This window comes from Microbacterium resistens NBRC 103078 (assembly GCF_001552355.1).
Classification (GTDB): domain Bacteria; phylum Actinomycetota; class Actinomycetes; order Actinomycetales; family Microbacteriaceae; genus Microbacterium; species Microbacterium resistens.
Genome location: NZ_BCRA01000024.1, coordinates 1 through 21251 on the forward strand (window position 1 = coordinate 1; position 21251 = coordinate 21251).

The 21251-nt window shown below is 72.9% G+C and carries 22 protein-coding genes; 19 read left to right on the top strand and 3 right to left on the bottom strand.

Going from position 1 to position 21251, the window contains the following annotated elements; genetic code table 11:
* Positions 1-47: 47 nt before the first annotated feature.
* Positions 48-794 (bottom strand): hypothetical protein, encoded by a 747-nt coding sequence (locus MR1_RS19680; protein ID WP_157517907.1) that lies wholly within the window; start codon positions 792-794, stop codon positions 48-50.
* A 6-nt stretch (positions 795-800) separates the two neighbouring features.
* On the opposite strand from MR1_RS19680, the gene MR1_RS05165 reads away from it, so the two are divergent.
* The 19 genes from MR1_RS05165 (at position 801) to MR1_RS05260 (ending at position 19797) form a co-directional block, all read left to right on the top strand.
* Positions 801-1475: a hypothetical protein gene (locus tag MR1_RS05165; protein WP_255218097.1), complete on the top strand. Its 675-nt coding sequence runs from the start codon at positions 801-803 to the stop codon at positions 1473-1475.
* Positions 1472-2503 (top strand): HAD-IIA family hydrolase, encoded by a 1032-nt coding sequence (locus tag MR1_RS05170; protein ID WP_067243661.1) that lies wholly within the window; start codon positions 1472-1474, stop codon positions 2501-2503. Before MR1_RS05165 ends, MR1_RS05170 begins: the two co-directional genes overlap by 4 nt.
* Positions 2504-2565: 62 nt before the next feature.
* Positions 2566-2754, top strand: a complete 189-nt coding sequence (locus MR1_RS05175) for a hypothetical protein (protein ID WP_067243663.1) — start codon at positions 2566-2568, stop codon at positions 2752-2754.
* Positions 2751-3551, top strand: coding sequence for a TlyA family RNA methyltransferase (locus MR1_RS05180; protein WP_067243665.1), 801 nt, complete (start codon positions 2751-2753; stop codon positions 3549-3551). Before MR1_RS05175 ends, MR1_RS05180 begins: the two co-directional genes overlap by 4 nt.
* A gap of 100 nt (positions 3552-3651) precedes the next feature.
* The gene (locus tag MR1_RS05185; protein WP_067243667.1) at positions 3652-4560 is read left to right on the top strand and encodes an NAD kinase; all 909 of its coding nucleotides are present in this window, start codon (positions 3652-3654) and stop codon (positions 4558-4560) included.
* On the top strand, positions 4557-6239 hold the full coding sequence (recN, locus tag MR1_RS05190; RefSeq protein ID WP_067243770.1) for a DNA repair protein RecN: 1683 nt from the start codon (positions 4557-4559) through the stop codon (positions 6237-6239). Before MR1_RS05185 ends, recN begins: the two co-directional genes overlap by 4 nt.
* Before the next feature lie 82 nt (positions 6240-6321).
* Positions 6322-7242: a PfkB family carbohydrate kinase gene (locus tag MR1_RS05195; RefSeq protein WP_067243669.1), complete on the top strand. Its 921-nt coding sequence runs from the start codon at positions 6322-6324 to the stop codon at positions 7240-7242.
* A 17-nt stretch (positions 7243-7259) separates the two neighbouring features.
* Positions 7260-8963 (top strand): CTP synthase, encoded by a 1704-nt coding sequence (locus MR1_RS05200; RefSeq protein ID WP_067243672.1) that lies wholly within the window; start codon positions 7260-7262, stop codon positions 8961-8963.
* Positions 8964-8967: 4 nt separating this feature from the next.
* Entirely contained in the window at positions 8968-9585 is a 618-nt protein-coding gene (locus tag MR1_RS05205) for an NUDIX domain-containing protein (protein ID WP_067243674.1), read from the top strand.
* 1 nt (position 9586) lies between these two features.
* Entirely contained in the window at positions 9587-10489 is a 903-nt protein-coding gene (gene xerD, locus MR1_RS05210) for a site-specific tyrosine recombinase XerD (protein ID WP_067243676.1), read from the top strand.
* Positions 10490-10567: 78 nt separating this feature from the next.
* Positions 10568-11431 (top strand): ParA family protein, encoded by an 864-nt coding sequence (locus tag MR1_RS05215; protein WP_157517908.1) that lies wholly within the window; start codon positions 10568-10570, stop codon positions 11429-11431.
* Entirely contained in the window at positions 11415-12287 is an 873-nt protein-coding gene (locus tag MR1_RS05220; RefSeq protein WP_084344384.1) for a segregation and condensation protein A, read from the top strand. Before MR1_RS05215 ends, MR1_RS05220 begins: the two co-directional genes overlap by 17 nt.
* Positions 12288-12354: 67 nt before the next feature.
* Positions 12355-12975 carry an SMC-Scp complex subunit ScpB gene (scpB, locus tag MR1_RS05225; protein WP_067243773.1) on the top strand — a complete coding sequence of 207 codons (621 nt, stop codon included), beginning with the start codon at positions 12355-12357 and terminating at the stop codon, positions 12973-12975.
* Positions 12975-13814: a pseudouridine synthase gene (locus tag MR1_RS05230; RefSeq protein WP_067243680.1), complete on the top strand. Its 840-nt coding sequence runs from the start codon at positions 12975-12977 to the stop codon at positions 13812-13814. Before scpB ends, MR1_RS05230 begins: the two co-directional genes overlap by 1 nt.
* 4 nt (positions 13815-13818) lie before the next feature.
* Positions 13819-14922 carry a prephenate dehydrogenase gene (locus MR1_RS05235; RefSeq protein ID WP_067243683.1) on the top strand — a complete coding sequence of 368 codons (1104 nt, stop codon included), beginning with the start codon at positions 13819-13821 and terminating at the stop codon, positions 14920-14922.
* The gene (gene cmk / locus MR1_RS05240) at positions 14915-15622 is read left to right on the top strand and encodes a (d)CMP kinase (RefSeq protein ID WP_067243684.1); all 708 of its coding nucleotides are present in this window, start codon (positions 14915-14917) and stop codon (positions 15620-15622) included. The genes MR1_RS05235 and cmk overlap by 8 nt, the downstream gene beginning before the upstream one ends.
* Complete coding sequence (gene der, locus MR1_RS05245) at positions 15615-17153, top strand: ribosome biogenesis GTPase Der (protein WP_067243686.1); 1539 nt, start codon at positions 15615-15617, stop codon at positions 17151-17153. The genes cmk and der overlap by 8 nt, the downstream gene beginning before the upstream one ends.
* Positions 17154-17284: 131 nt before the next feature.
* Positions 17285-18352 (top strand): Glu/Leu/Phe/Val dehydrogenase family protein, encoded by a 1068-nt coding sequence (locus MR1_RS05250; protein ID WP_067243688.1) that lies wholly within the window; start codon positions 17285-17287, stop codon positions 18350-18352.
* A 380-nt stretch (positions 18353-18732) separates the two neighbouring features.
* On the top strand, positions 18733-19797 hold the full coding sequence (locus MR1_RS05260; protein WP_067243692.1) for an NUDIX domain-containing protein: 1065 nt from the start codon (positions 18733-18735) through the stop codon (positions 19795-19797).
* A 213-nt stretch (positions 19798-20010) separates the two neighbouring features.
* Here MR1_RS05260 and MR1_RS05265 read toward each other — a convergent pair whose 3' ends face one another.
* Together MR1_RS05265 and MR1_RS05270 are read right to left on the bottom strand one after the other, a co-directional pair.
* Positions 20011-20391 carry an RNA-binding S4 domain-containing protein gene (locus MR1_RS05265; protein WP_067243694.1) on the bottom strand — a complete coding sequence of 127 codons (381 nt, stop codon included), beginning with the start codon at positions 20389-20391 and terminating at the stop codon, positions 20011-20013.
* A complete protein-coding gene (locus MR1_RS05270; RefSeq protein ID WP_067243696.1) occupies positions 20388-21104 on the bottom strand; it encodes a lysoplasmalogenase in 717 nt (238 codons plus the stop codon). The genes MR1_RS05265 and MR1_RS05270 overlap by 4 nt, the downstream gene beginning before the upstream one ends.
* Positions 21105-21251: the final 147 nt, after the last annotated feature.

Sequence of the window (21251 nt, forward strand, 5' to 3'; positions counted from 1 at the left end):
CCTTTTAGACGAAAGAGGCCACCCAACGCAGGGTGGCCTCTTTCGCGTTAAAAGGACCACCGTGAGAGGATCGCGCCATGCCGGAAGAAGAAGACCGCCGTTCGGCGTCCCAAGACGCATCGCAGCGGCCCAACCGCCGCTTCGTCGACGGTGAGTCCCGACGCGGGTTCCGCGCTCCTCGGGATAACGGTGACCGACCCGCCGAGCGACCTCGCCCGGCGGGGAACGAACGCGGTACGCGCTCCGATTCCTCCTCCCGGGCGAATGCACCTCGTCGTGAGGGTGATCGTCGTGAGGGCGGGTACCAGCGTCGTGACGGTGCTCCTCGTCGTGAGGGTGATCGTCGTGAGGGCGGGTACCAGCGTCGTGACGGTGCGCCTCGTCGTGAGGGCGATCGTCGTGAGGGCGGGTACCAGCGTCGCGAGGGTGCGCCTCGTCGTGAGGGTGATCGTCGTGAGGGCGGGTACCAGCGTCGTGACGGTGCTCCTCGTCGTGAGGGCGATCGTCGTGAGGGCGGGTACCAGCGTCGTGACGGTGCTCCTCGTCGGGACGGCGATCGCCGGGACGGCGGCTTCTCGCGTCGTGACGGCGGACAGCGCGACGGCGGGCACGCCCGCCGGGACGGCGGCCGCACGCCGTATCGTTCCGAGCGGCCTCGGCGGGACCTGCGCGCTGCCGATCGGCCGCGGGACCCGGAGCTTCCCGACGAGGTCACCGCGAAGGATCTGCACCCGTCTGCGCGCAACGAGCTCAAGACCCTGAGCAAGGAGAATGCGGACGTCGTCGCGCGGCATCTGGCGATGTCGGCGATGCTGATCGACGAGGATCCCGCCCGCGCACACGAGCACGCCCTGGCGGCGTCGCGTCGCGCGGGCCGCGTCGCCGTCGTCCGGGAGTCCGTCGCGATCACCGCCTACGCCGTGGGCGATTTCGCGCTGGCGCTGCGGGAGCTGCGCACCTACCGCCGGATCTCCGGTCGCGACGATCAGATCGCGCTGATCGTGGACAGCGAGCGCGGGATGGGGCGTCCGGACCGTGCTCTGGAGGAGGGGCGGTCTGTGGATCGCGCTGCGCTGCCGACACCGGCGCGTGTCGCTCTGGCGATCGCGATGTCGGGCGCGCGCCTGGACCGCGGTGAGACGGAACTCGCTCTCGGCGAGCTCGAGATCCCCGAGCTCGACCCCGACCGGGCCTTCGAGTGGAGCCCTGCGCTCTTCAGCGCCCGGGCTGCGGTCCTCGAAGACCTCGGGCGCCACGAGGAGGCGGCCTTCTGGCAGCAGCGCGCCGACGTCGCCGCCGAGGCGCTCGGCCACGGCACCGACGACGAGCTGCTCATCGAGGACGCCCTCGTCGAGGATGCCGACGACGTCGATGGCGCGGAGGACGCGTCTCCTTCCGAGCCGGCAGAGCCTTCCGAGCGGGCAGAGCCGGCAGAGCCGGCTGAGTCCGCCGAGCCCGGCGAGTCCTCGCTGTGAGCCTGTTCGGCCGGTCCCGGCGATCGCCGCTGACGGACGTGGATGTGGTCCTCGCCGACCTGGACGGGGTCGTCTACGCAGGACCCGGGGCGATCCCGCACGCGGTGGAGAGCCTCCGCGAGGTGGAGCGCACGCGCCGGATGGGGTACATCACGAACAACGCCTCGCGGACGGACGCCTCGGTCGCCGCGCACCTCACGTCCCTCGGGCTGCGCGTGTCCGCCGACGAGGTCGTGACGAGTCCCCAGGCGGCGATGCGTCTGCTCTCGACGATGGTCCCGGCGGGGGAGACGATCCTCGTGGTCGGCGGGGAAGGCCTCGTCGTCGAGGCGGAGAAGGCCGGCTACCGGGTCACGCGCAGCGCCGAGGACGCACCGCGCGCGGTGGTCCAGGGCTTCGCGCCCGAGGTGGGCTGGACGGATCTCGCCGAGGCCGCGTTCGCGCTCTCGCTCCCCGAGGAGGAGGGCGGCATCCCCTGGATCGCGACGAACACGGACTGGACCATCCCGCAGGCGCGGGGCATCGCCCCGGGCAACGGCACGCTCGTGTCCGCCGTGCACACCGCCGTCGGCCGCCTCGCGACCGTCGCAGGCAAGCCCGAGACGCCGATCTTCGAGGAGGCCGTCGCGCGGTTCGGCGCGACGAGCCCCCTGTTCCTGGGCGACCGGATGGACACCGACATCCTCGGCGCCAACCGGGCGGGGATCCCGTCGGCTCTGGTCCTCACCGGGATCGACCGGCCCAAGCATGTCCTCGCCGCGTCCGAGGGATCCCGCCCGACCTACCTGCTGAGTGATCTGCGAGAGCTTCACGAGCCGTACCCGGAGACCGTCGTCAAGGGCGACGTGACCTCCGTCCGCGACGCGGCGGTCCGCATCGACGGTCCCGACATCACCATCCTCCGGGAGGGGGACCGCCCCATCGACCTGCTGCGCGCCGGGGCGGCTGCGATCTGGGCGACGGGTCGTCAGATCTTCGGTTTCCGGGTGCCCGAGCGCCTGTACGCGGACCCGTTCCACCGGCCGTAGCGATTCCCGTTCCTCCGGCGTCGCTCTGCGGTCGTCCGGGGCGCCGCGTCTAGGCTGGATCCGTGAGCGACGAGAGCAGCGCGGAGCCCGCCGACGGGCTGTGGAGCAGACTGCGGCTGATCGAGGGACAGCCGCTGCAGAGTCGCGCCGAGGCGTATTCGGCCCTGCACGACGAGCTCTCCCGGCGCCTGGAGAGCGCTCCTCGCGACGACCAGGGCTCCCGTGCGCGGGACGCGTCCGAGCCCGGATGACCATGCGGGTGGACGCCGCCCTCGCCGCGCGGGGGCTCGCTCGGTCGCGCAGCCACGCGGCGACGCTCATCGCCGACGGCCTGGTGCGGGTCGACGGGAAGCCGGTCGTGAAGGCATCGACCCGGATCGAGGACGACGCCGACCTTGCCGTCGCGGAGGCCGACCACTACGTCGGACGCGCCGCGCACAAGCTGATCGCGGCGCTCGACGGGTTCGGCATCCCGGTCGACGGGCGCCTGGCGCTCGACATGGGCGCATCCACCGGGGGCTTCACGCAGGTCCTCCGCGAGCGCGGGGCCCGACGCGTCCTCGCCGTGGACGTCGGTCACGGACAGCTCGCCCCGGCGGTCGCCGCGGATCCCGGCGTCGCCGCCGTCGAGGGATACAACGTGCGGCACATGACCGCGGAGAGCCTGGCCGCAGCGACGGGCGAGCCGGACGCGCCCGATCTCATCGTCGGCGACCTCTCGTTCATCTCCCTGGAACTGGTGCTCCCGGCCGTCGCCACGGTCGCGCCCGAGGGCGCCGACGTCATCCTCCTCGTCAAACCGCAGTTCGAGGTCGGCCGGACCGCCGTGCGCGGCGGACTGGTCACCGACCCCGCGACCCGTGCGGACGCCGTGGCACGGGTCCTGTGGTCCGCGTGGGACCAGGGGTTCGGCGTGCTCGGGATCCTGCCCTCGCCGATCCTGGGCACGCACGGCAACGCGGAGTACCTGGCGCACCTCGCGCCCGGCCGCGGGACCAATCCGACAGAATGGTTGAGCACGATCGATCGGATCGCAGGAGGACGATGAACGAGCGCAGCCACGCGACGGCGCGGAACGCCGGACACGGCGTCCCCGACCGCCGGACCGCCGCCCCCTCGGCCGCCGACACCCGCGCGAGGGGGACTCGATGACGGAGCGCACGATCCTCGTCGTCGCCCACGCCCACCGCGACGACACGGTCGAGGCGGCGCGTCGCGTCATCGCCGCGCTGCGCGCGGCCGGCGCTCGTCCCGTGCTGTCCGCGGACGATCGGGTCGACCTCGCCGCGGTGGACCCGGCCTTCGCCGAGGTCCCCGTCCTGGGCGCCGACGCCACCGAGCAGGAGCTCGAGCTGGCGATCGTGCTCGGCGGCGACGGGACGATCCTGCGTGCGGCCGAGCTCGTCCGTCCCGGATCCGCCCCTGTCCTCGGCATCAACATGGGGCACGTCGGCTTCCTCGCCGAGATCGAGCGCGACGACATGGACGCCGCTGTGGCCCGCATCATCGACCGGGACTACGACGTCGAGGAGCGCATGGCCCTGTCCGTCCGGGTGAAGGACGCGGCGGGCGCCGTCGTCTACGAGACCTGGGCGCTGAACGAGGCCACGGTCGAGAAGGCCAGCCGGGAGCGGATGATCGAGGTCGTCCTGGAGATCGACGGACGACCGCTGTCCACCTTCGGGTGCGACGGGATGGTCGTGTCGACGCCCACGGGCTCGACCGCGTACAACTTCTCCGCCGGAGGGCCGGTGATCTGGCCCGGGGTGGAGGCCATCGCCGTCGTGCCGCTGTCGGCGCACGCCCTGTTCGCGCGCCCGCTCGTCGTCGCGCCCGACGCACCCATCGCGATCGAGCTGCTGGAGCGCACGGACGGCACCGGGATCCTCTGGTGCGACGGACGCCGCTCGCACGAGCTCCCTCCCGGGGCGCGGGTGATCGTCCGCCGCTCGTCCCGTCCGGTGCGCCTGGCGCGGCTTCACCCGAGCGCGTTCACGGACCGGCTGGTGCGGAAGTTCCAGCTCCCCGTCGAGGGATGGCGGGGGGCGGCGTCGTGATCGAGGAGATGCGTCTGCGCGATCTCGGGGTGATCGCCGAGGCCGTGCTGCCGATCGGTCCGGGCTTCACCGCGATCACCGGTGAGACCGGCGCGGGCAAGACCATGGTGGTGACCGGACTCGGACTCCTGCTCGGCGCTCGCGCCGACTCCGGCGCCGTCCGAGCGGGGGCGTCCCAGGCGTCCGTGGCCGGGGTCTGGGTCGTGCCGAACACCGGCCGCGTGGCCGAGACGGTCGCCGACGCCGGCGGAGAGCTGGAGCCGCTCGACGATCGGCGCGGTGAGCTGTATCTCTCCCGAACGCTCACCGCGGAGGGGCGGAGCCGAGCCAGCGTCGGCGGTCGCGCCGCGCCGGCGGGCGTGCTCGCCGACCTCGCCGAGGAGCTGGTCGTCGTCCACGGCCAGTCCGAGCAGCTGCGGCTGCGCTCCGCGGCCGCCCAACGCGACGCGCTCGACCGGTTCGGCGGCTCCGCGATCGCGGAGGCCCGCTCGGCGTATGCGGAGGCATGGGAGCGGTGGCGCGCGCTCGACGCGCAGTTGGAGGAGATCACCGCCAATCGCGAACGACGACAGGCCGAGGCGGAGGACCTGCGCGCCGCGCTGGCGCTCATCGAGGCGACGGACCCGCAGCCGGGGGAGGACGAGGCGCTCACGGAGCGCGCGGAGCGTCTCGCCAATGCGGAGGAGCTTCGCCTGGCGGCTTCTCTCGCCCGCGCCGCGTTGTCCGACGAGGAGGGCGAGAACGACATCTCCTCGCTCGCGGCGGAGGCCCGCCGTGCGCTGGAGCGCGCCGCGGACCCCCAGCTCGCCGCGCTCGCCGAGGGGATCGCGGAGCTCGGGTACCGGGCGACGGACATCGCCGGCCAGCTCTCCGCCTACCTCGCCGATCTCGACGAGTCGGGTCCGCACGAGCTCGCCGCGGTGGAGGAGCGACGGGCGGCGCTGGGCGCCCTGATCCGCGCGCACGGATCACTGGATGCGGCGCTCGAGCTCTGGAACACCGGATCGGCGCGCCTGGCCGAGCTGGACGACGACGGCGAGCGCGTCGAGCGCCTGACGACGGAGCGCGACGAGGCGCGCGCGGCCCTGGACGAGGCCGCGACCGTGCTCACCCGGCGGCGCACCGACGCCGCCGAGCGGCTGGGCGCTGCGGTGACCGAGGAGCTGCACGCCCTGGCCATGCCCGACGCCCGTCTGGAGGTGTCCGTCTCGCCCGGGGCCGAGAGCGCCCACGGGCGGGACGACGTCGCCATCCTGCTCGCGCCGCACTCGGGGGCCGAGCCCCGCTCCGTCTCGCGCGGCGCGTCCGGCGGCGAGCTGTCGCGGGTGATGCTCGCCATCGAGGTCGTCATCTCGGCGACCGATCCCGTCCCGACCTTCGTGTTCGACGAGGTCGACGCCGGCATCGGAGGCGCCGCGGCGATCGAGGTCGGGCGCCGCCTGGCGCGTCTGGCCCGCACGTCCCAGGTGATCGCGGTCACCCACCTCGCCCAGGTCGCGGCGTTCGCCGGCAACCACCTCACGGTCGTGAAATCGAACGACGGACAGGTCACCGCCTCGAGCGTGCGACGGCTGGAGGGCGCGGAGCGGGAGGCGGAGATGGCGCGCCTGCTGTCGGGACTGGCCGACTCCGACGCCGCGCTGGAGCACGCGCGGGAGCTTCTCGCCCTCGCCGACTGAGCGTCCCCGTTCCGGATCCCCGGCGTTCCTCGCGGAGCGCCGGGGGGATAGCGTGGGCACACCGAGACGAGGAGGATCCGCGATGCGCGGGACAGCGGTGATCGGCGAGGCGCTCGTCGACGTGGTGGGCGGCGAGGAGCATCCCGGGGGTTCGCCCACGAATGTCGCGGTCGGCCTGGCCCGGCTCGGCGAGCCGGTGGTGCTGCACACCCTGCTCGGCGCCGACGCGCGGGGGGACCGGATCCGCGACCACCTCGACCGTGCCGGCGTCGTGCTGGGGCCGGAGTCGTCGGGCGACGGCGCGACGTGGACGGCCACGGCGACGCTCGACGACGAGGGGCGCGCGAGCTATCGGTTCGCGCTCGACGGCGTCATCCCCGTGCCCGCTCTCGACGGGCTGCGTCTCGCCCACGCCGGATCCATCGGCGCCCTGAGGGCGCAGGAGGCGGGCGCGGTGCGCGCGGCGTTCCAGGGCGCCGACGCGGCGACCCTGCGCAGCCTCGACCCGAACATCCGCGCCGACGTCATGGGGGAGCAGGTGAGAGAGCGCATGCTCGCGCTGGCTCGTGCGTGCCACGTCGTGAAGCTCAGCGACGAGGACGCCCTCGCCCTCTTCCCGGGAGCGACCGTGCGCGAGGCCGCCGACCGGATCGCGGAGGCAGGGGCCCGGCTCGTCGTGGTGACGCGGGGCGGAGAAGGCTGCGCGGCGCTCGCCGACGGCGTCTGGTCCGAGCGCCGGGCCGCGCCCGTGACCGTGGTCGACACGATCGGTGCGGGGGACGCGTTCATGTCGGGGCTGCTGTTCGCTCTCCTCCGGGACGGCACGGACCGCCTGCTGGTCGACGGCTCCGCCCTTCCGGCAGCCGCGGTGGAATCCGCCCTCGCGACGGCGTCGGCCAGCGCCTCCATCGCCGTGTCCCGCGCCGGGGCGAACCCGCCCGACGCGGCGGAGCTCGACGCCGCGCTCGGAGCGTCGCTCGGTGACGCCACGGAGACGGGCTGATAGGATCGAAGTCCGTGATGCAGACTTCAGGCGCGCGGGCAGCGGACGACACCAACCGGACTCCTTTCACCACGAAGCACATCTTCGTGACGGGCGGTGTCGTTTCTTCGTTGGGCAAGGGACTCACCGCGGCGAGCCTGGGGAACCTCCTCACGGCGCGCGGCCTGCGCGTGGTCATGCAGAAGCTGGATCCGTATCTGAACGTCGATCCCGGCACCATGAACCCCTTCCAGCACGGCGAGGTGTTCGTGACCGACGACGGGGCCGAGACCGACCTCGACATCGGGCACTACGAGCGCTTCCTGGACATCCAGCTGAGCCAGGCCGCCAACGTCACGACCGGCCAGATCTACTCCCAGGTGATCGCCAAGGAGCGGCGCGGCGAGTACCTCGGCGACACCGTGCAGGTCATCCCGCACATCACGGACGAGATCAAGCGGCGCATGCGCCTGCAGGCGGACGAGACGCCGCAGCCGGACGTCATCATCACCGAGATCGGCGGCACCGTCGGCGACATCGAGTCGCAGCCGTTCATCGAGTCGGCCCGGCAGATCCGCCACGAGCTCGGCCGCAAGAACGTCTTCTTCGTGCACGTCTCGCTCGTGCCGTTCATGGGGGCGTCCGGGGAGCAGAAGACCAAGCCGACCCAGCACTCCGTCGCGGCCCTGCGCTCCATCGGCATCCAGCCGGACGCCCTGGTGCTGCGCAGCGACCGGCCCGTCACCGAGTCCAACAAGCGCAAGATCGCCCTGATGTGCGACGTGGACGAGGATGCGGTCGTCAACGCCGTGGACGTCCCGAGCATCTACGACATCCCGACGATGCTGCACGATCAGGGCCTGGACGACTACATCGTCGAGGCGCTGGGCATGGAGCGCGCGGCGGACGTGGACTGGTCCCGCTGGCAGAAGGTCCTCCAGGCCGTGCACAACCCGAAGCACGAGGTGACGATCGGCCTCGTCGGCAAGTACATCGATCTGCCGGACGCCTACCTCTCGGTCACCGAGGCGCTCAAGGCGGGCGGCTTCGCGCACGAGGTCGCGGTGAAGATCCGCTGGATCCCCTCGGACTCCTGCGAGACACCCGAGGGCGCGGCCAAGGCGCTGGCCGACGTGGACGGCATCTGCGTGCCCGGAGGCTTCGGCATCCGCGGCATCGAGGGCAAGCTCGGCGCGCTGCGCTTCGCCCGCGAGCAGGGCATCCCCGCGCTCGGACTGTGCCTGGGTCTGCAGTGCATGGTGATCGAGTACGCGCGGCACGTCGCGGGCATCGAGGGCGCGTCCTCGAGCGAGTTCGACCCGGAGACCCCGGAGCCGGTGATCGCGACGATGGCCGAGCAGGTCGAGATCCTCGACGGCGGGGACCTCGGCGGGACCATGCGTCTGGGCCTCTACAAGGCCGCGCTCGGCGAGGGCACCCTCGCGGCGGAGCTGTACGGCGCCGACGAGGCCTCCGAGCGCCACCGCCACCGGTACGAGGTGAACAACGCCTACCGCGACCGGCTGGCCGAGGCCGGGCTGGTGTTCTCGGGCCTGAACCCGGAGCTGGACCTGGTCGAGTACGTCGAGCTGCCGCGGGACGTGCACCCGTTCTACATCGCCACGCAGGCGCACCCCGAGCTGCGGTCGCGCCCGACCGCCCCGCACCCCCTGTTCCGGGGGCTCGTCGGCGCCGCGATCGAGCGTCACCGCGCGAGCGAGCTGTTCGACGACGAGGCCTGAGGCCATGACCGAGCCCCGGACGGACCCGTCGGGCACGGCGGAGGTCTCGGACCTGCGCGACGAGCCGTTCCGCCCCGAGGTGGTCTCCAGCGAGGAGGTCTACCGCGGGGCGGTCTGGAGCATCCGCGAGGACCGTGTCCGCTACGGCGACGGCGAGATCGTGCGGCAGTACACGGACCACACCGGCGCCGTGGCGGTCGTCGCGCTGGACGACGAGGGCCGCGTCCTGCTGATCCAGCAGTACCGGCACCCGATCCGGCACCGCGACTGGGAGCTTCCGGCGGGGCTGCTCGACGTGGAGGGCGAAGACCCGCTGGCCGCCGCGCGTCGCGAGCTCGCCGAGGAGGCGGACCTGGTCGCCTCCGGCTGGGAGCCGCTCGTGAGCACGTTCGTCACGCCCGGCGGCAGCGATGAGGTGATCCACCTGTTCCTGGCGACGGAGCTCTCCGCGGCGCCGCATCCGCACCCCCGCGAGGACGAGGAAGCCGACATCCGACTCGCCTGGGTGCCGCTGGCGGAGGCGGCCGACGCCGTGCTCGAGGGCCGGTTCCGCAACGCGATCCTCGCCGTCGGCGTGCTGGCGGCCGAGCGTCGGGTCCGGAGCGGGGACGAACGGCGCTGACGTGCAGGTGGACCGTGCTCTGGACGCGTACCTGCGGCACGTGACGGTCGAGCGCGGGCTCGCCGCGCACACCCTCGCCGCGTACCGCCGCGACCTCGGCGGCTACGTGTCGTGGCTGACCGCGCAGGGGATCTCCGACACGGACGACGTCGACCCGGCCGCGGTGGGACGGTTCGTCGCCGACCGTGCGGCGGCGGATCCGCCGCCCGCGGCCAGCAGCCTCGCCCGTCTCCAGTCCTCGGTGCGCGGCTGGCACCGCTTCCTGGCGCGGGAGGGGATCGCGACGGACGACCCGGCGGCGCGGCTGCGGCCGCCGAAACTGGGGCGCCGCCTCCCCAAGGCCCTGACGATCGACCAGGTCGAGCGCCTCCTGGCCGCGCCGTCGGCGGACGAGCCCCTCGGGATCCGCGACCGGGCCCTGCTCGAGCTGCTCTATGCGACCGGCGCCCGCGTCTCGGAGGCGACCGCGCTCGACGTGGACGACCTCTCGCACGGCGAGGTGCTGCGCCTGCGGGGCAAGGGATCCAAGGAGCGGATCGTTCCGGTGGGCTCCTACGCCCGGCGGGCCGTGGACGCCTACCTCACCCGCGTCCGTCCCGCCCTGGCGGCGCACGGGCGGGCCTCGGCGCGACTGTTCCTCGGCGCGCGCGGGGCTCCGCTGTCCCGCCAGAGCGCGTGGCTGATCATCCGCGCGGCCGCCGAGCGCGCGCAGCTGGGCGTCGAGGTCTCGCCGCACACCCTGCGGCACTCGTTCGCCACCCATCTGCTGCAGGGCGGCGCGGACGTGCGCGTCGTGCAGGAGCTCCTCGGGCACGCCTCCGTCGCCACGACGCAGATCTACACGCACGTCTCGGCCGACGCCCTGCGCGACGTGTACGTCACCGCGCACCCGCGCGCCCGCTGAGTCCGGCATCGCCGCGCGCCGGGGCCGGGCACGCCCGCCCTGCCGCTACAATCGAGCGAGCACGAGGAAGCAGGAGAACTGGTGGCGAAGACGAAGGACGACACACCGATCGGACCGACCGGGCGTCCCTATCAGGGGTTCGCCATCCCCAAACCGCTCGCCTCGCACGGGCCCGCCCGCATCATCGCTCTGTGCAACCAGAAGGGCGGCGTGGGGAAGACCACGACGTCGATCAACCTCGCCGCGTCGCTCGCGGAGTACGGGCGCAAGGTGCTCGCGGTCGACTTCGACCCGCAGGGCGCGCTGTCGGCGGGTCTGGGGATCGCGACGCACGACATCCCCACGATCTACGACCTCCTGCTGGACACGAAGCGCGACGTCCACGAGGTCATCATCCCGTCCGCCGTCGACGGCCTCGACGTCCTCCCCGCGAACATCGACCTGTCCGCCGCCGAGGTGCACCTCGTCAACGAGGTCGCGCGCGAGACGATCCTCTCCCGGGTGCTCCGTCAGGTCTCGGGGGAGTACGACGTCATCCTCATCGACTGCCAGCCGTCGCTGGGCCTGCTCACGGTGAACGCCCTCACGGCGGCGCACGGCGTGCTGATCCCCCTGGAGTGCGAGTTCTTCGCCCTGCGCGGCGTGGCCCTGCTCATCGAGACCATCGACAAGGTGCGCGACCGGCTGAACCCCTCGATCACGCTCGACGGCCTGCTCGCCACGATGTACGACGCGCGCACGCTCCACTCGCGCGAGGTGCTGGAGCGGGTCGTGGAGGCGTTCGGCGATGACGTGCTGGAGACCGTCATCGGACGCACCGTGAAGTTCCCCGACGCGTCGGTGTCGGGGGTCCCGATCACCGAGTTCGCGCCGGAGCACCCCGCCGCACAGGCGTACCTGCGACTGGCCCGGGAGCTGGTCGCCCGTGGCGCCGTCGCCTGATTCCGAGCGGTCCACCGCCCCGGAGACGGCGACCGGGCCCGTGCCCGATGCGGGCGCCCCGGTCGTCGAGGCCGGCGAGGGCTTCCGGGTGTCCCTGTCGAACTTCGACGGCCCGTTCGACCTGCTGCTGACGCTGATCTCCAAGCACGAGCTCGACATCACCGAGGTGTCGCTGAGCCGCGTCACGGACGAGTTCATCTCGTACCTCCGCGAGCTCGGGCCCGAGCAGGATCTCGACGAGGCCTCGGAGTTCCTCGTCGTGGCCGCGACGCTGTTGGACATGAAGGTCGTCGGACTCCTCCCGCAGGGCGAGCTCGTGGACGCGGAGGCCGTCGCGCTGCTGGAGGCGCGCGACCTCCTGTTCGCCCGGCTGCTGCAGTACCGCGCCTTCAAGGAGGTCTCGGTCTGGTTCGCCCGCAGCCTCCAGTACGAGGACCGTCGGCACGCCCGGGCGGTGCGGCTCGACGAGAAGCACCGCGCGCGCACCCCCGAGCTCGTGTGGACGCTGAGCGCCGACGACTTCGCCGCGCTGGCCCTGCTCGCGTTCGCACCGAAGGAGATCCCCACGGTCGGGCTGGACCACCTGCACGCGCCGCTGGTGAGCATCCGGGAGCAGGCCGCCATCGTGGTCACCCTGCTGCGCGGCGCCGAGTCGGTGTCGTTCCGGGAGCTGGTGGCCGGCGTCTCCGAGCCGGGGATCGTGGTGGCGCGGTTCCTGTCCGTGCTGGAGCTGTACCGCCACGCGGCGCTGTCCTTCGAGCAGCTCGAGCCCCTGGGCGAGCTGACGCTGCGGTGGTCGGCGGAGAGCTGGTCCGACGAGATGCTGGCGACGCTGGGAGCCGACTATGACCGCTGAGCCCGACCCGACCCCGCCCCGCGTATCCGAGGCGATGCCGTATGCCGACCCGAACCCGAAGGACGACATGACCGAACCCCCGACCGAGGAGCAGGAGCCGCGGCCCGCCGGCGCGCCCGTGCCGGCGGTGCCGGAGGGGCCGCTGACCGAGCGGCTGGAAGCGATCCTGCTCATCATCGAGGAGCCGCACAGCCTGGTGTCACTCGCCGCGGCCGTCGGCGCGCCCGTGCCGGCCGTCCGCCAGGCGATCGAGACGCTCGTGGAGGAGTACGAAGGACGGGGCAAGGGACCGCGCCGCGGGTTCGAGCTGCGCGAGGTCGGCGGCGGCTGGCGTCTGTACGTGCGGGAGGAGTACGACGACCTCGTCGCGGACTTCGTCGGCGGACAGGCCCCCTCCCGGCTCTCGCAGGCGGCGTTGGAGACCCTGGCCGTGATCGCGTACAAGCAGCCGGTCACGCGCAGCCAGGTCGCCTCGATCCGCGCGGTCAACGTCGACTCGGTCGTGCGGACCCTGCTGGCCCGCGGACTCATCACGGAGCTGTTCCAGGACTCCGAGACCGGCGCCATCAACTACGGCACGACGGATGCGCTCCTGCAGAACCTCGGCATCAACTCGCTCGACGAGCTGCCGCCGATCTCCCCGCTGCTGGACGACGGCGCCGACGGCTTCGACGAGAGGACGATCTGATGACCGCGCCCACCGAACGGGACAACGACGCCGCGCCGGTGAGCGAGGGCGTGCGGCTGCAGAAGGTGCTCGCGAACGCGGGCGTCGCGTCGCGCCGGGTGATCGAGCAGTACATCGTCGAGGGACGGATCCGCGTCAACGGCGTGACCGTGACCGAGCTGGGATCCCGGATCGATCCCGAGCACGACAAGGTCGACGTCGACGGCACGGCGGTGCAGCTCGACGCCACCAAGCGGTACGTGATGCTCAACAAGCCCACCGGCGTCGTCAGCTCCATGAAGGACGAGCGCGGGCGCCCTGACCTCCGCCGCTACACGAAGGACTGGCCCGAGCGGCTGTACAACGTCGGCAGGCTCGACGCCGAGACCAGCGGCCTGCTCGTCCTCACCAACGACGGCGAACTGGCGCACGTGCTGGCTCACCCCTCGTTCGGCGTGACGAAGGTGTACATCGCCAAGGTGGAGGGACGGGTGACGCCGCAGACGATCGCGCGTCTCACGCGGGGGATCGAGCTGGAGGACGGCCCGATCGCCGCCGACCGGGCCCGGCTGCTGGACACCTCGTCCGCCTCCCGCTCCCGGGGCGCGGAGAAGGGCGGATCCAGTCTGGTCGAGCTCACGCTGCACTCGGGGCGCAACCGGATCGTGCGGCGGATGATGGCCGCCGTGGGGCATCCGGTGACCGAGCTCGTCCGTCGCCAGTTCGGCCCGCTGCACCTGGGCACGCTCCCGGTGGGGCAGGCCCGGGAACTCAGTAGAATCGAACTCGGCGCGCTGCTGACTCTCGCGCGCCAGGACGCCTCCGCGGAGGACCGATCGGACTCAGACCAGCAGGGGTGACGCAGTGAACGAGACCGTTGCCGTGCGGCTGTCGGGCACGGTCCGCATCGTCGGCGCCGGCCTCCTCGGGGCCAGCATCGGCCACGCGCTGACCGCCAAGGGCGTCGACGTGGCGCTCGCCGACACTTCCCCGGCCCAGCTCCGCCTGGCCGTGGACTACGGCGCAGGGCGGCTCGCCGCCGACGACGATCGGCCTGTCCTCGTCGTCGTCGCCGTCCCGCCGGACGTGACGGCCGACGTCGTCCAGGCCGAGCTCGCCCGGTACCCCGAGGCCGTGGTCACCGACGTCGCGAGCGTGAAGCTCGAGCCCTATCGGACGCTGCGCGACCGAGGCGTCGACCTCACCCGCTACATCGGCTCGCATCCGCTCGCCGGCCGTGAGCGCGGGGGCGCCATCTCCGCCCGCGCCGACATCTTCATCGGCCGCCCGTGGGTCGTGTGCCGCGACGCCGAGACCCGTCCCGCCGACCTCGCGCTCGTCGAGTCCCTCGCGCTGGAGCTCGGGGCCATGCCCCTGGAGATGACGCCCGAGGAACACGACCGGGCCGTCGCGCTGACCTCGCACGTGCCGCAGGTCGTCGCCAGCCTCCTCGCGGGGCGTCTCGCCGACGCCGACGACGGCGCGCTGCGCCTCGCCGGGCAGGGGGTGCGCGACACCACCCGCATCGCCGCCTCCGCGCCCGAGCTGTGGGTGCAGATCCTCGGCGCCAACGCCGCCCCGGTCGTGGAGGTGCTGGATGCGCTCGCCGCGGATCTCGCCCAGGTCGCCGACGCGCTGCGGGATCCGGACAGGACGGGCGCCCGTCGCGTCATGGCGGAGGCGATCCGCCACGGCAACGAGGGCGTCGAGCGCCTGCCAGGCAAGCACGGCCAGAACCGGCGCTTCGAACAGTTCGTCGTCATGGTCGACGACACCGCGGGGCAACTCGGGCGCCTGTTCGGCGAGCTCGGCGAGCTCGGCGTCAACGTGGAGGACCTGCGCCTGGAGCATTCGCCCGGCGCGCAGTTCGGTCTCGCCGAGATCAGCGTCGCTCCGGCGACCCTGCGCGGCGCGATCGAGGGGCTGGAGGCCAGGGGATGGCGGATTGCGAGCACGACCAATGACTGACGCCTCGACGGCTCCGTTCATCATCGCCGTGGACGGCCCGGCCGGATCCGGCAAGTCCAGCGTGTCCAAGGCGGTCGCCCGGCGCCGCGGCTACGGCTACCTCGACACCGGCGCCGCGTATCGCGCGCTCGCCTGGCACGTGCTCGAACGCGGCGCGGACACGGCCGACGAGGCCGCCGTGCTCGCGGCGGCCGCGGACTTCGCGCTGCGTCAGGGGCTCGACGCAGACGATCGGCGGGTGTTCGTCGGGGACGCCGACGTCACCGACGCGATCCGCGAGCCCCGGGTCTCCGGTGCCGTCAGCGGCGTCGCGCGCGTGCTTCCCGTGCGGGCGCAGGTGAACGACATGTTCCGCCGGATCGTGGCCGAGTCCGACTATCCGGCGGTGGTGGTCGAGGGGCGCGACATCACGACGGTGGTCGCCCCCGACGCACCGGTGCGCATCCTGCTGACCGCCGCCCCCGAGGTGCGGGCGGCCCGCCGGGCGGGCGAGCTCGCGGGCGAGGACGCCGCCGCGGTCGCCGCGGCCCTGCACTCGCGCGATGCCAAGGACAGCGCTGTGGTGGACTTCCTCACCGCGGCACCCGGGGTCGAGGTGGTGGACTCCACCGCCCTGGACTTCGATCAGACCGTCGACGCCGTTCTCGCGGTGATCGACCGACGCGCGTCCGACGTGCAGCGAGGAGCCGACCATGGCTGACGACGACTACGACCCCTCGACCGGCTCCGGGATCGGCGACGACCGTCTCGCGGAGAAGCTGGAGGCGCTGGACGACGAGCTCGTCGAGGCGCGTGCGGCCGCCCTGCGCGCCAGCCTCGACGACTACGAGCTGGACGAGGAGGACACCGGCCTGCTCGCCGGCGTCGAGGTCGGCGAGGACGGCATCGAGTACCTCCCGGCGCTGCCGGTGGTCGCGATCGTCGGTCGTCCGAACGTCGGCAAGTCGGCGCTCGTGAACCGCATCCTCGGCCGTCGCGAGGCCGTGGTGGAGGACACCCCCGGCGTCACGCGCGACCGGGTGACGTACAAGGCCGAGTGGATGGAGCGCCGCTTCTCGCTCGTGGACACGGGCGGCTGGGAGCCGGACGCCAAGGGCATCGACCGCTCCGTCGCCGCGCAGGCGGAGGTGGCGATCGACCTCTCCGACGTCGTGCTGTTCGTCGTCGACGCCATGGTCGGCGCGACCTCGACCGACGAGCACGTCGTGCGCCTGCTGCGCAAGAGCGGCAAGCCGGTGTTCCTCGTCGCCAACAAGATCGACGATGCGCGGCAGGAGCCCGAGGCCGCGGCGCTGTGGAACCTGGGCCTGGGCGAGCCGCACACCGTGTCCGCGATCCACGGCCGCGGCGTGGCCGACCTCCTCGACACCGTGGTGAAGGCGCTCCCGGAGGTCTCCGCCGTCGCCAAGCACGAGATCGGCGGGCCTCGCCGCGTCGCGATCCTCGGCCGGCCGAACGTCGGCAAGTCCTCGCTGCTGAACAAGGCCGCGGGGGAGGAGCGCGTCGTCGTGAACGACCTCGCCGGCACGACGCGGGATCCGGTGGACGAGATCGTCGAGCTCGGCGGGAAGCTCTGGCGCTTCGTCGACACGGCGGGCATCCGCCGGCGCGTCCACCTCCAGCAGGGGGCCGACTTCTACGCGTCGCTGCGGACCTCCGCGGCGTTGGAGAAGAGCGAGGTCGCGGTGGTGGTGCTGGACGTGACCCAGCCCATCAGCGTGCAGGATCTCAACATCATCGACCTGGTGCTGGAATCCGGTCGCGCGCTCGTCCTGGCGTTCAACAAGTGGGATCGCCTCAGCGACGACGACCTGGAGAACCAGGACCGCCGCCGGTACCTGGAGCGTGAGATCGAGAAGGACCTCGCGCACGTCGCCTGGGCGCCGCGCGTGAACATCTCCGCGCGGACCGGACGCCACCTGGACAAGCTCGTCCCGGCGCTGGAGCTGGCGCTGGAGAACTGGGACCGCCGGATCCCGACCGGGAAGTTCAACGCCTTCCTCACCGAGCTCGTGGCCGCCCACCCGCACCCGCTGCGGGGCGGCAAGCAGCCGCGCATCCTGTTCGGCACCCAGGCGTCGACGCGCCCGCCCACTTTCGTGCTGTTCACGACCGGGTTCCTCGATCCGGGCTACCGGCGCTTCATCCAGCGCCGGCTGCGCGAGCTGTACGACTTCGAGGGCACTCCGATCGTCATCAACATGCGGGTCAGGGAGCGCCGCCAGAGGTAGTCCGCGGACCGGTCCGGGGAGGGCGCCGCGCCTCGCCCGGCGCGGGGACGTGCGGCAGAATGGTCTCGTCCGCCGCACAGCCGCGGCGGACGCAGAGCACAGCCCACAAGGCTTCGCCGAAAGAGGACCCGATGAACCGTCTGCCCCTGCCCGAATTCGCCCACGAGCGCGTGGAGGTGGTGAGCGGCCGGCGAAGCGGGCTGTTCATCGCCGTCGCCCTGCACTCGTCCGTGCTCGGATCCGCCCTCGGCGGCGCACGGCTGTGGACCTATCCGCACTGGAGCGACGCCCTCGGCGACGCGCTGCGGTTGTCCGCCGCGATGACGCTGAAGAACGCCGCAGCCGGTCTGGACGCGGGCGGCGGGAAGTCCGTGATCGCCCTGATGCCCGGTGAGGAGCTGGACGCCGGGCGACGCCGGGATGCGTTCCTCGACCTCGGCGACGCCGTGGAGAGCCTCGGCGGCCTGTACCGGACGGCGGAGGACGTCGGCAGCACCACCGACGACATGCTCGTGGTCAGCGAGCGGACGGCGCACGTCGTCGGGCTCCCGGACGCCGTCGGCGGGTCGGGGGAGCCCGCCGGGCCGACGAGCCTGGGCGTCTACTCGTCGCTGCGCGCGGTGCTGGAGCGGATCGCGGGCTCGCCGGACGTGGCCGGCCGGCGCATCACCGTGTCGGGACTGGGGCAGGTCGGTGGACGCCTCGCCCGCCGGCTGGCGGCGGAGGGCGCGGTCCTCACCGTCACCGACGTCGTCCCCGCGCGTCGCGAGCTCGCCGAGGATCTGGGCGCGGCCTGGGCGGAGCCGGGCACCGAGCACCTCGTCGACGCGGACGTCTTCGTGCCCGCGGGAATCGGCGGCGTCCTCACCGACGAGGTGATCGACGCGCTCGCGGCCCGCGCCGCCTGCGGCCCGGCGAACAATCCCCTCGCGGACCACTCCGGCGCCGAGCGGCTCGCCGGACGCGGCATCCTGTACGCGCCCGACTTCGTCGTGAACGCCGGCGGCGTGATCTACCTCGACCTGGAGGCCAAGCGGATCGGGAGCAGCGACGAGATCATGGCGCGCGTCGCGGGCATCGGCGACACCGTGCGACGAATCCTGGATGACGCGGAGCGTCGCGGGATCACGCCGCTCGCGGCCGCCGAGGAGCTCGCCGCCGCCCGGCTCGCCGGCGGGGTCGCGCAGGCCCGGTCCTGACGCGGGGCGGGTATCGGTCGTTGAGCGAGGAGCGGAGCACCGAGACGAAACGCGGTGACGTGATGCGCTTGTTCGGTTCGGGCGGGTCTCCGTGGGTCGGGACGCGGGTCGGGTCTTGGTCGTTGAGCGAGGAGCGGAGCACCGAGACGAAACGTGGTGACCTGATGCGCCCGTTCGGTCCGGGCAGGTCTCCGTGGGGCGGGCCGCGAGTCGGGTCTTGGTCGTTGAGCGAGGAGCGAAGCACCGAGACGAAACGCGGTGACCTGATGCGCCCAGTCAGTCCGCTCAGGTCGTGGAGCGGAACGCGGATCGGGCCGGAGTTGTTGCGGATCGGGTCGGCGACGGCGCGCAGGGTCGGTGAGCTGTGAAAGGCTGAACGGGTGACGATCGTCCCGCCCGAACCCGGTGAACCGCGCCGCCCCCTGGGCCCGCAGGACAGCGGTGACGCCTGGGTGATCGCGCCCAACGGGGAGCGGTACTGGGGGCGGTACGGGGCCGCGGGACTCCTCGCGTACGACGCCGCGCGCGGGGTGCTGCTGCAGCATCGGGTCGGATGGAGCCACTTCGGCGGGACCTGGGCGCTGCCCGGCGGCGCCCTGCACGAGGGCGAGTCGGCGATCGCGGGGGCCCGTCGAGAGGCGCAGGAAGAGGCCGGCGTGCCCGACGGCGCGGTCCGAGCCCGCTTCGCGAGCGTGTTCGACCTCGGTTACTGGTCCTACACGACCGTCGTCGCGGATGTGAGCGTGCCCTTCTCGCCGGTGATCAGCGACCCGGAGAGCGTCGCCCTGGAATGGGTGCCCGTGGACGAGGTCGGCGAGCGGCCGCTGCATCCGGGTTTCGCCGCGGCCTGGCCCGCGCTCCGAGAGCTGCTCACCGTGCGTCCCGTCCTCGTGGTGGACGCCGCGAACGTCGTGGGCTCGGTGCCCGACGGCTGGTGGAAGGACCGCGCCGGTGCCGCGGGACGGCTGCGGGACCGCCTCGACGCCTGGCGCGCCAGCGGTGTGCCGGGCGCAGATCTGGGCGTCGCCGGAAACGAGTGGCACGGGGATGCCGGGGGACAGGGCGGCGCCCCTGAGGTCTCCGGCACCGCGCGTGACGACCGGACCCGCATCGTGTGGTTCCCCGAGATCGATCTGGTGGTGGAGGGTGCGGCGCGGGACGTCACGGAGCGCAGCGAACCGGCGGGTGGCGGGGAACCGTTCGCCCACACGGAATCGCTCGCCGACGCGGGGACGGAGGGCGGCCGGACCGGCGCGGTCGGCGTCTCCGTGGTCCGCGCGGCCGGCCATGGCGACGATGCGATCGTCGAGCGGGTCGCGGAGCGGGTGGCGTCCGGGGCGCTGGTCACCGCGGTGACGAGCGACCGAGAACTTCGGGAGAGGGTGGAGACGGAGGGCGCATCCGTCCTCTCCGCCGGACGACTCCGCGCGCTCCTCGACGCCTAGCCCGAGGGTAGGTGCGACACTCAGGCGGGGCCGTGGGCAGCCACGGTGACCGATCGCGAGACGGGTGAGCACGTTTCGTCTCGCTGCGCTCGCTCAACGGCCGGGGGAGGGCAGGGCGTTTCGTCTCGCTGCGCTCGCTCAACGGCCGGCGGAGGGCGGGGCGTTTCGTCTCGCTGCGCTCGCTCAACGACCGAGGGCGCACGGCGGGCGGGGTCAGTGCTCGTCGCGGCCGCGGAGGCGGTCGATCTCGCGACGCTCGCGCTTCGTCGGGCGTCCGGCGCCGCGGTCCCGGAGCCCCGCCGCTGCCACGGGTTCGCGGGGCGGCGTACGGTCCTCTGCGGCCGCTGCGGCGAGCGGGGCGCCGACGCGCTTCGAGATCGGCTGGCGGACGACGAGGATCCGATCGAAGCCCGAGATCCGCACGCGCAGCTCGTCCCCGACCCGCAGCGTCTGCGCGGCCTTGACGCGCTCCCCGTTGACGCGGACGTGACCGGCGCGGCACGCGGTGGTGGCGGCGGAGCGCGTCTTGTACACGCGGACGGCCCAGAGCCAGCTGTCCACGCGGACGGTTCTCGTCGGATCGACCTCGCTCATCGGACGACCTCCTCGGAGGCGGCGGCCGGGTTCGAGGAGGGGGATACGCGCAGAGCCCTCAGGGCGCCCCACACGAGCAGTCCCTGGCCGAGGGTGTAGGTCAGCATCACGGCGGGGCTCGTCCAGGCCGGCATGGCGTCGGGCAGGAAGAGGCGGAAGGCGAGGATCGAGTCGCTGAGCAGGAAGAACGCTCCGCCCAGGGCGATGATCGGGGTGCAGCGCGCGGCCGTCGCCGCGGTCCCCGCGAGGACGAGGCCGTACGCGCCGACACCGACGAGGAGCGGTCCGGTGTGCGGGCCGAGCGTCACCAGCATCAGCATCCACCAGAGGCCGTACACGACCGTCCAGAGGGGCAGTCGACGCACCCGCAGCACCCGGAGGAACAGGACGATGTACGCCACGTGTGCGATGCCGAAGAAGCCGAGCATGAGCGGCAGTTCCGGCGCGAACGGGAAGAAGAGTCCCGCTTCGTCGCCCAGCCAGGAGAAGAACAGCGCGCCGAGCAGGAGCATCACCGGCGTGCGGGAGCGAAGGGCGATGATCCGACGGGCGTCGAGGAGCACGGGGACCGCGAGGAGCGGCATGAGGAGCGCCTTCGTCGGCACCGCCAGGGGGCTCTCGGCCGCGAGCGCCGCCACGTGAACGATCGAGACCACCACGAACGGCAGGAACGCGCCCAGGGTGCGCATGCGGGTCGACGGCGGGGTCTGCATCCGTCCATCGTATTCAGCGCGGACGAGTAGAGTCGTGGGCATGTTCTCGTCGTCTTCCACCGGGTGGTGGCTGCTCTCGCAGCCGTAGACGACGTGTCTCGTCGGGGGCTGCATGGTGCAGCCCCGCCGAGGGAGCGATCCGTGCAG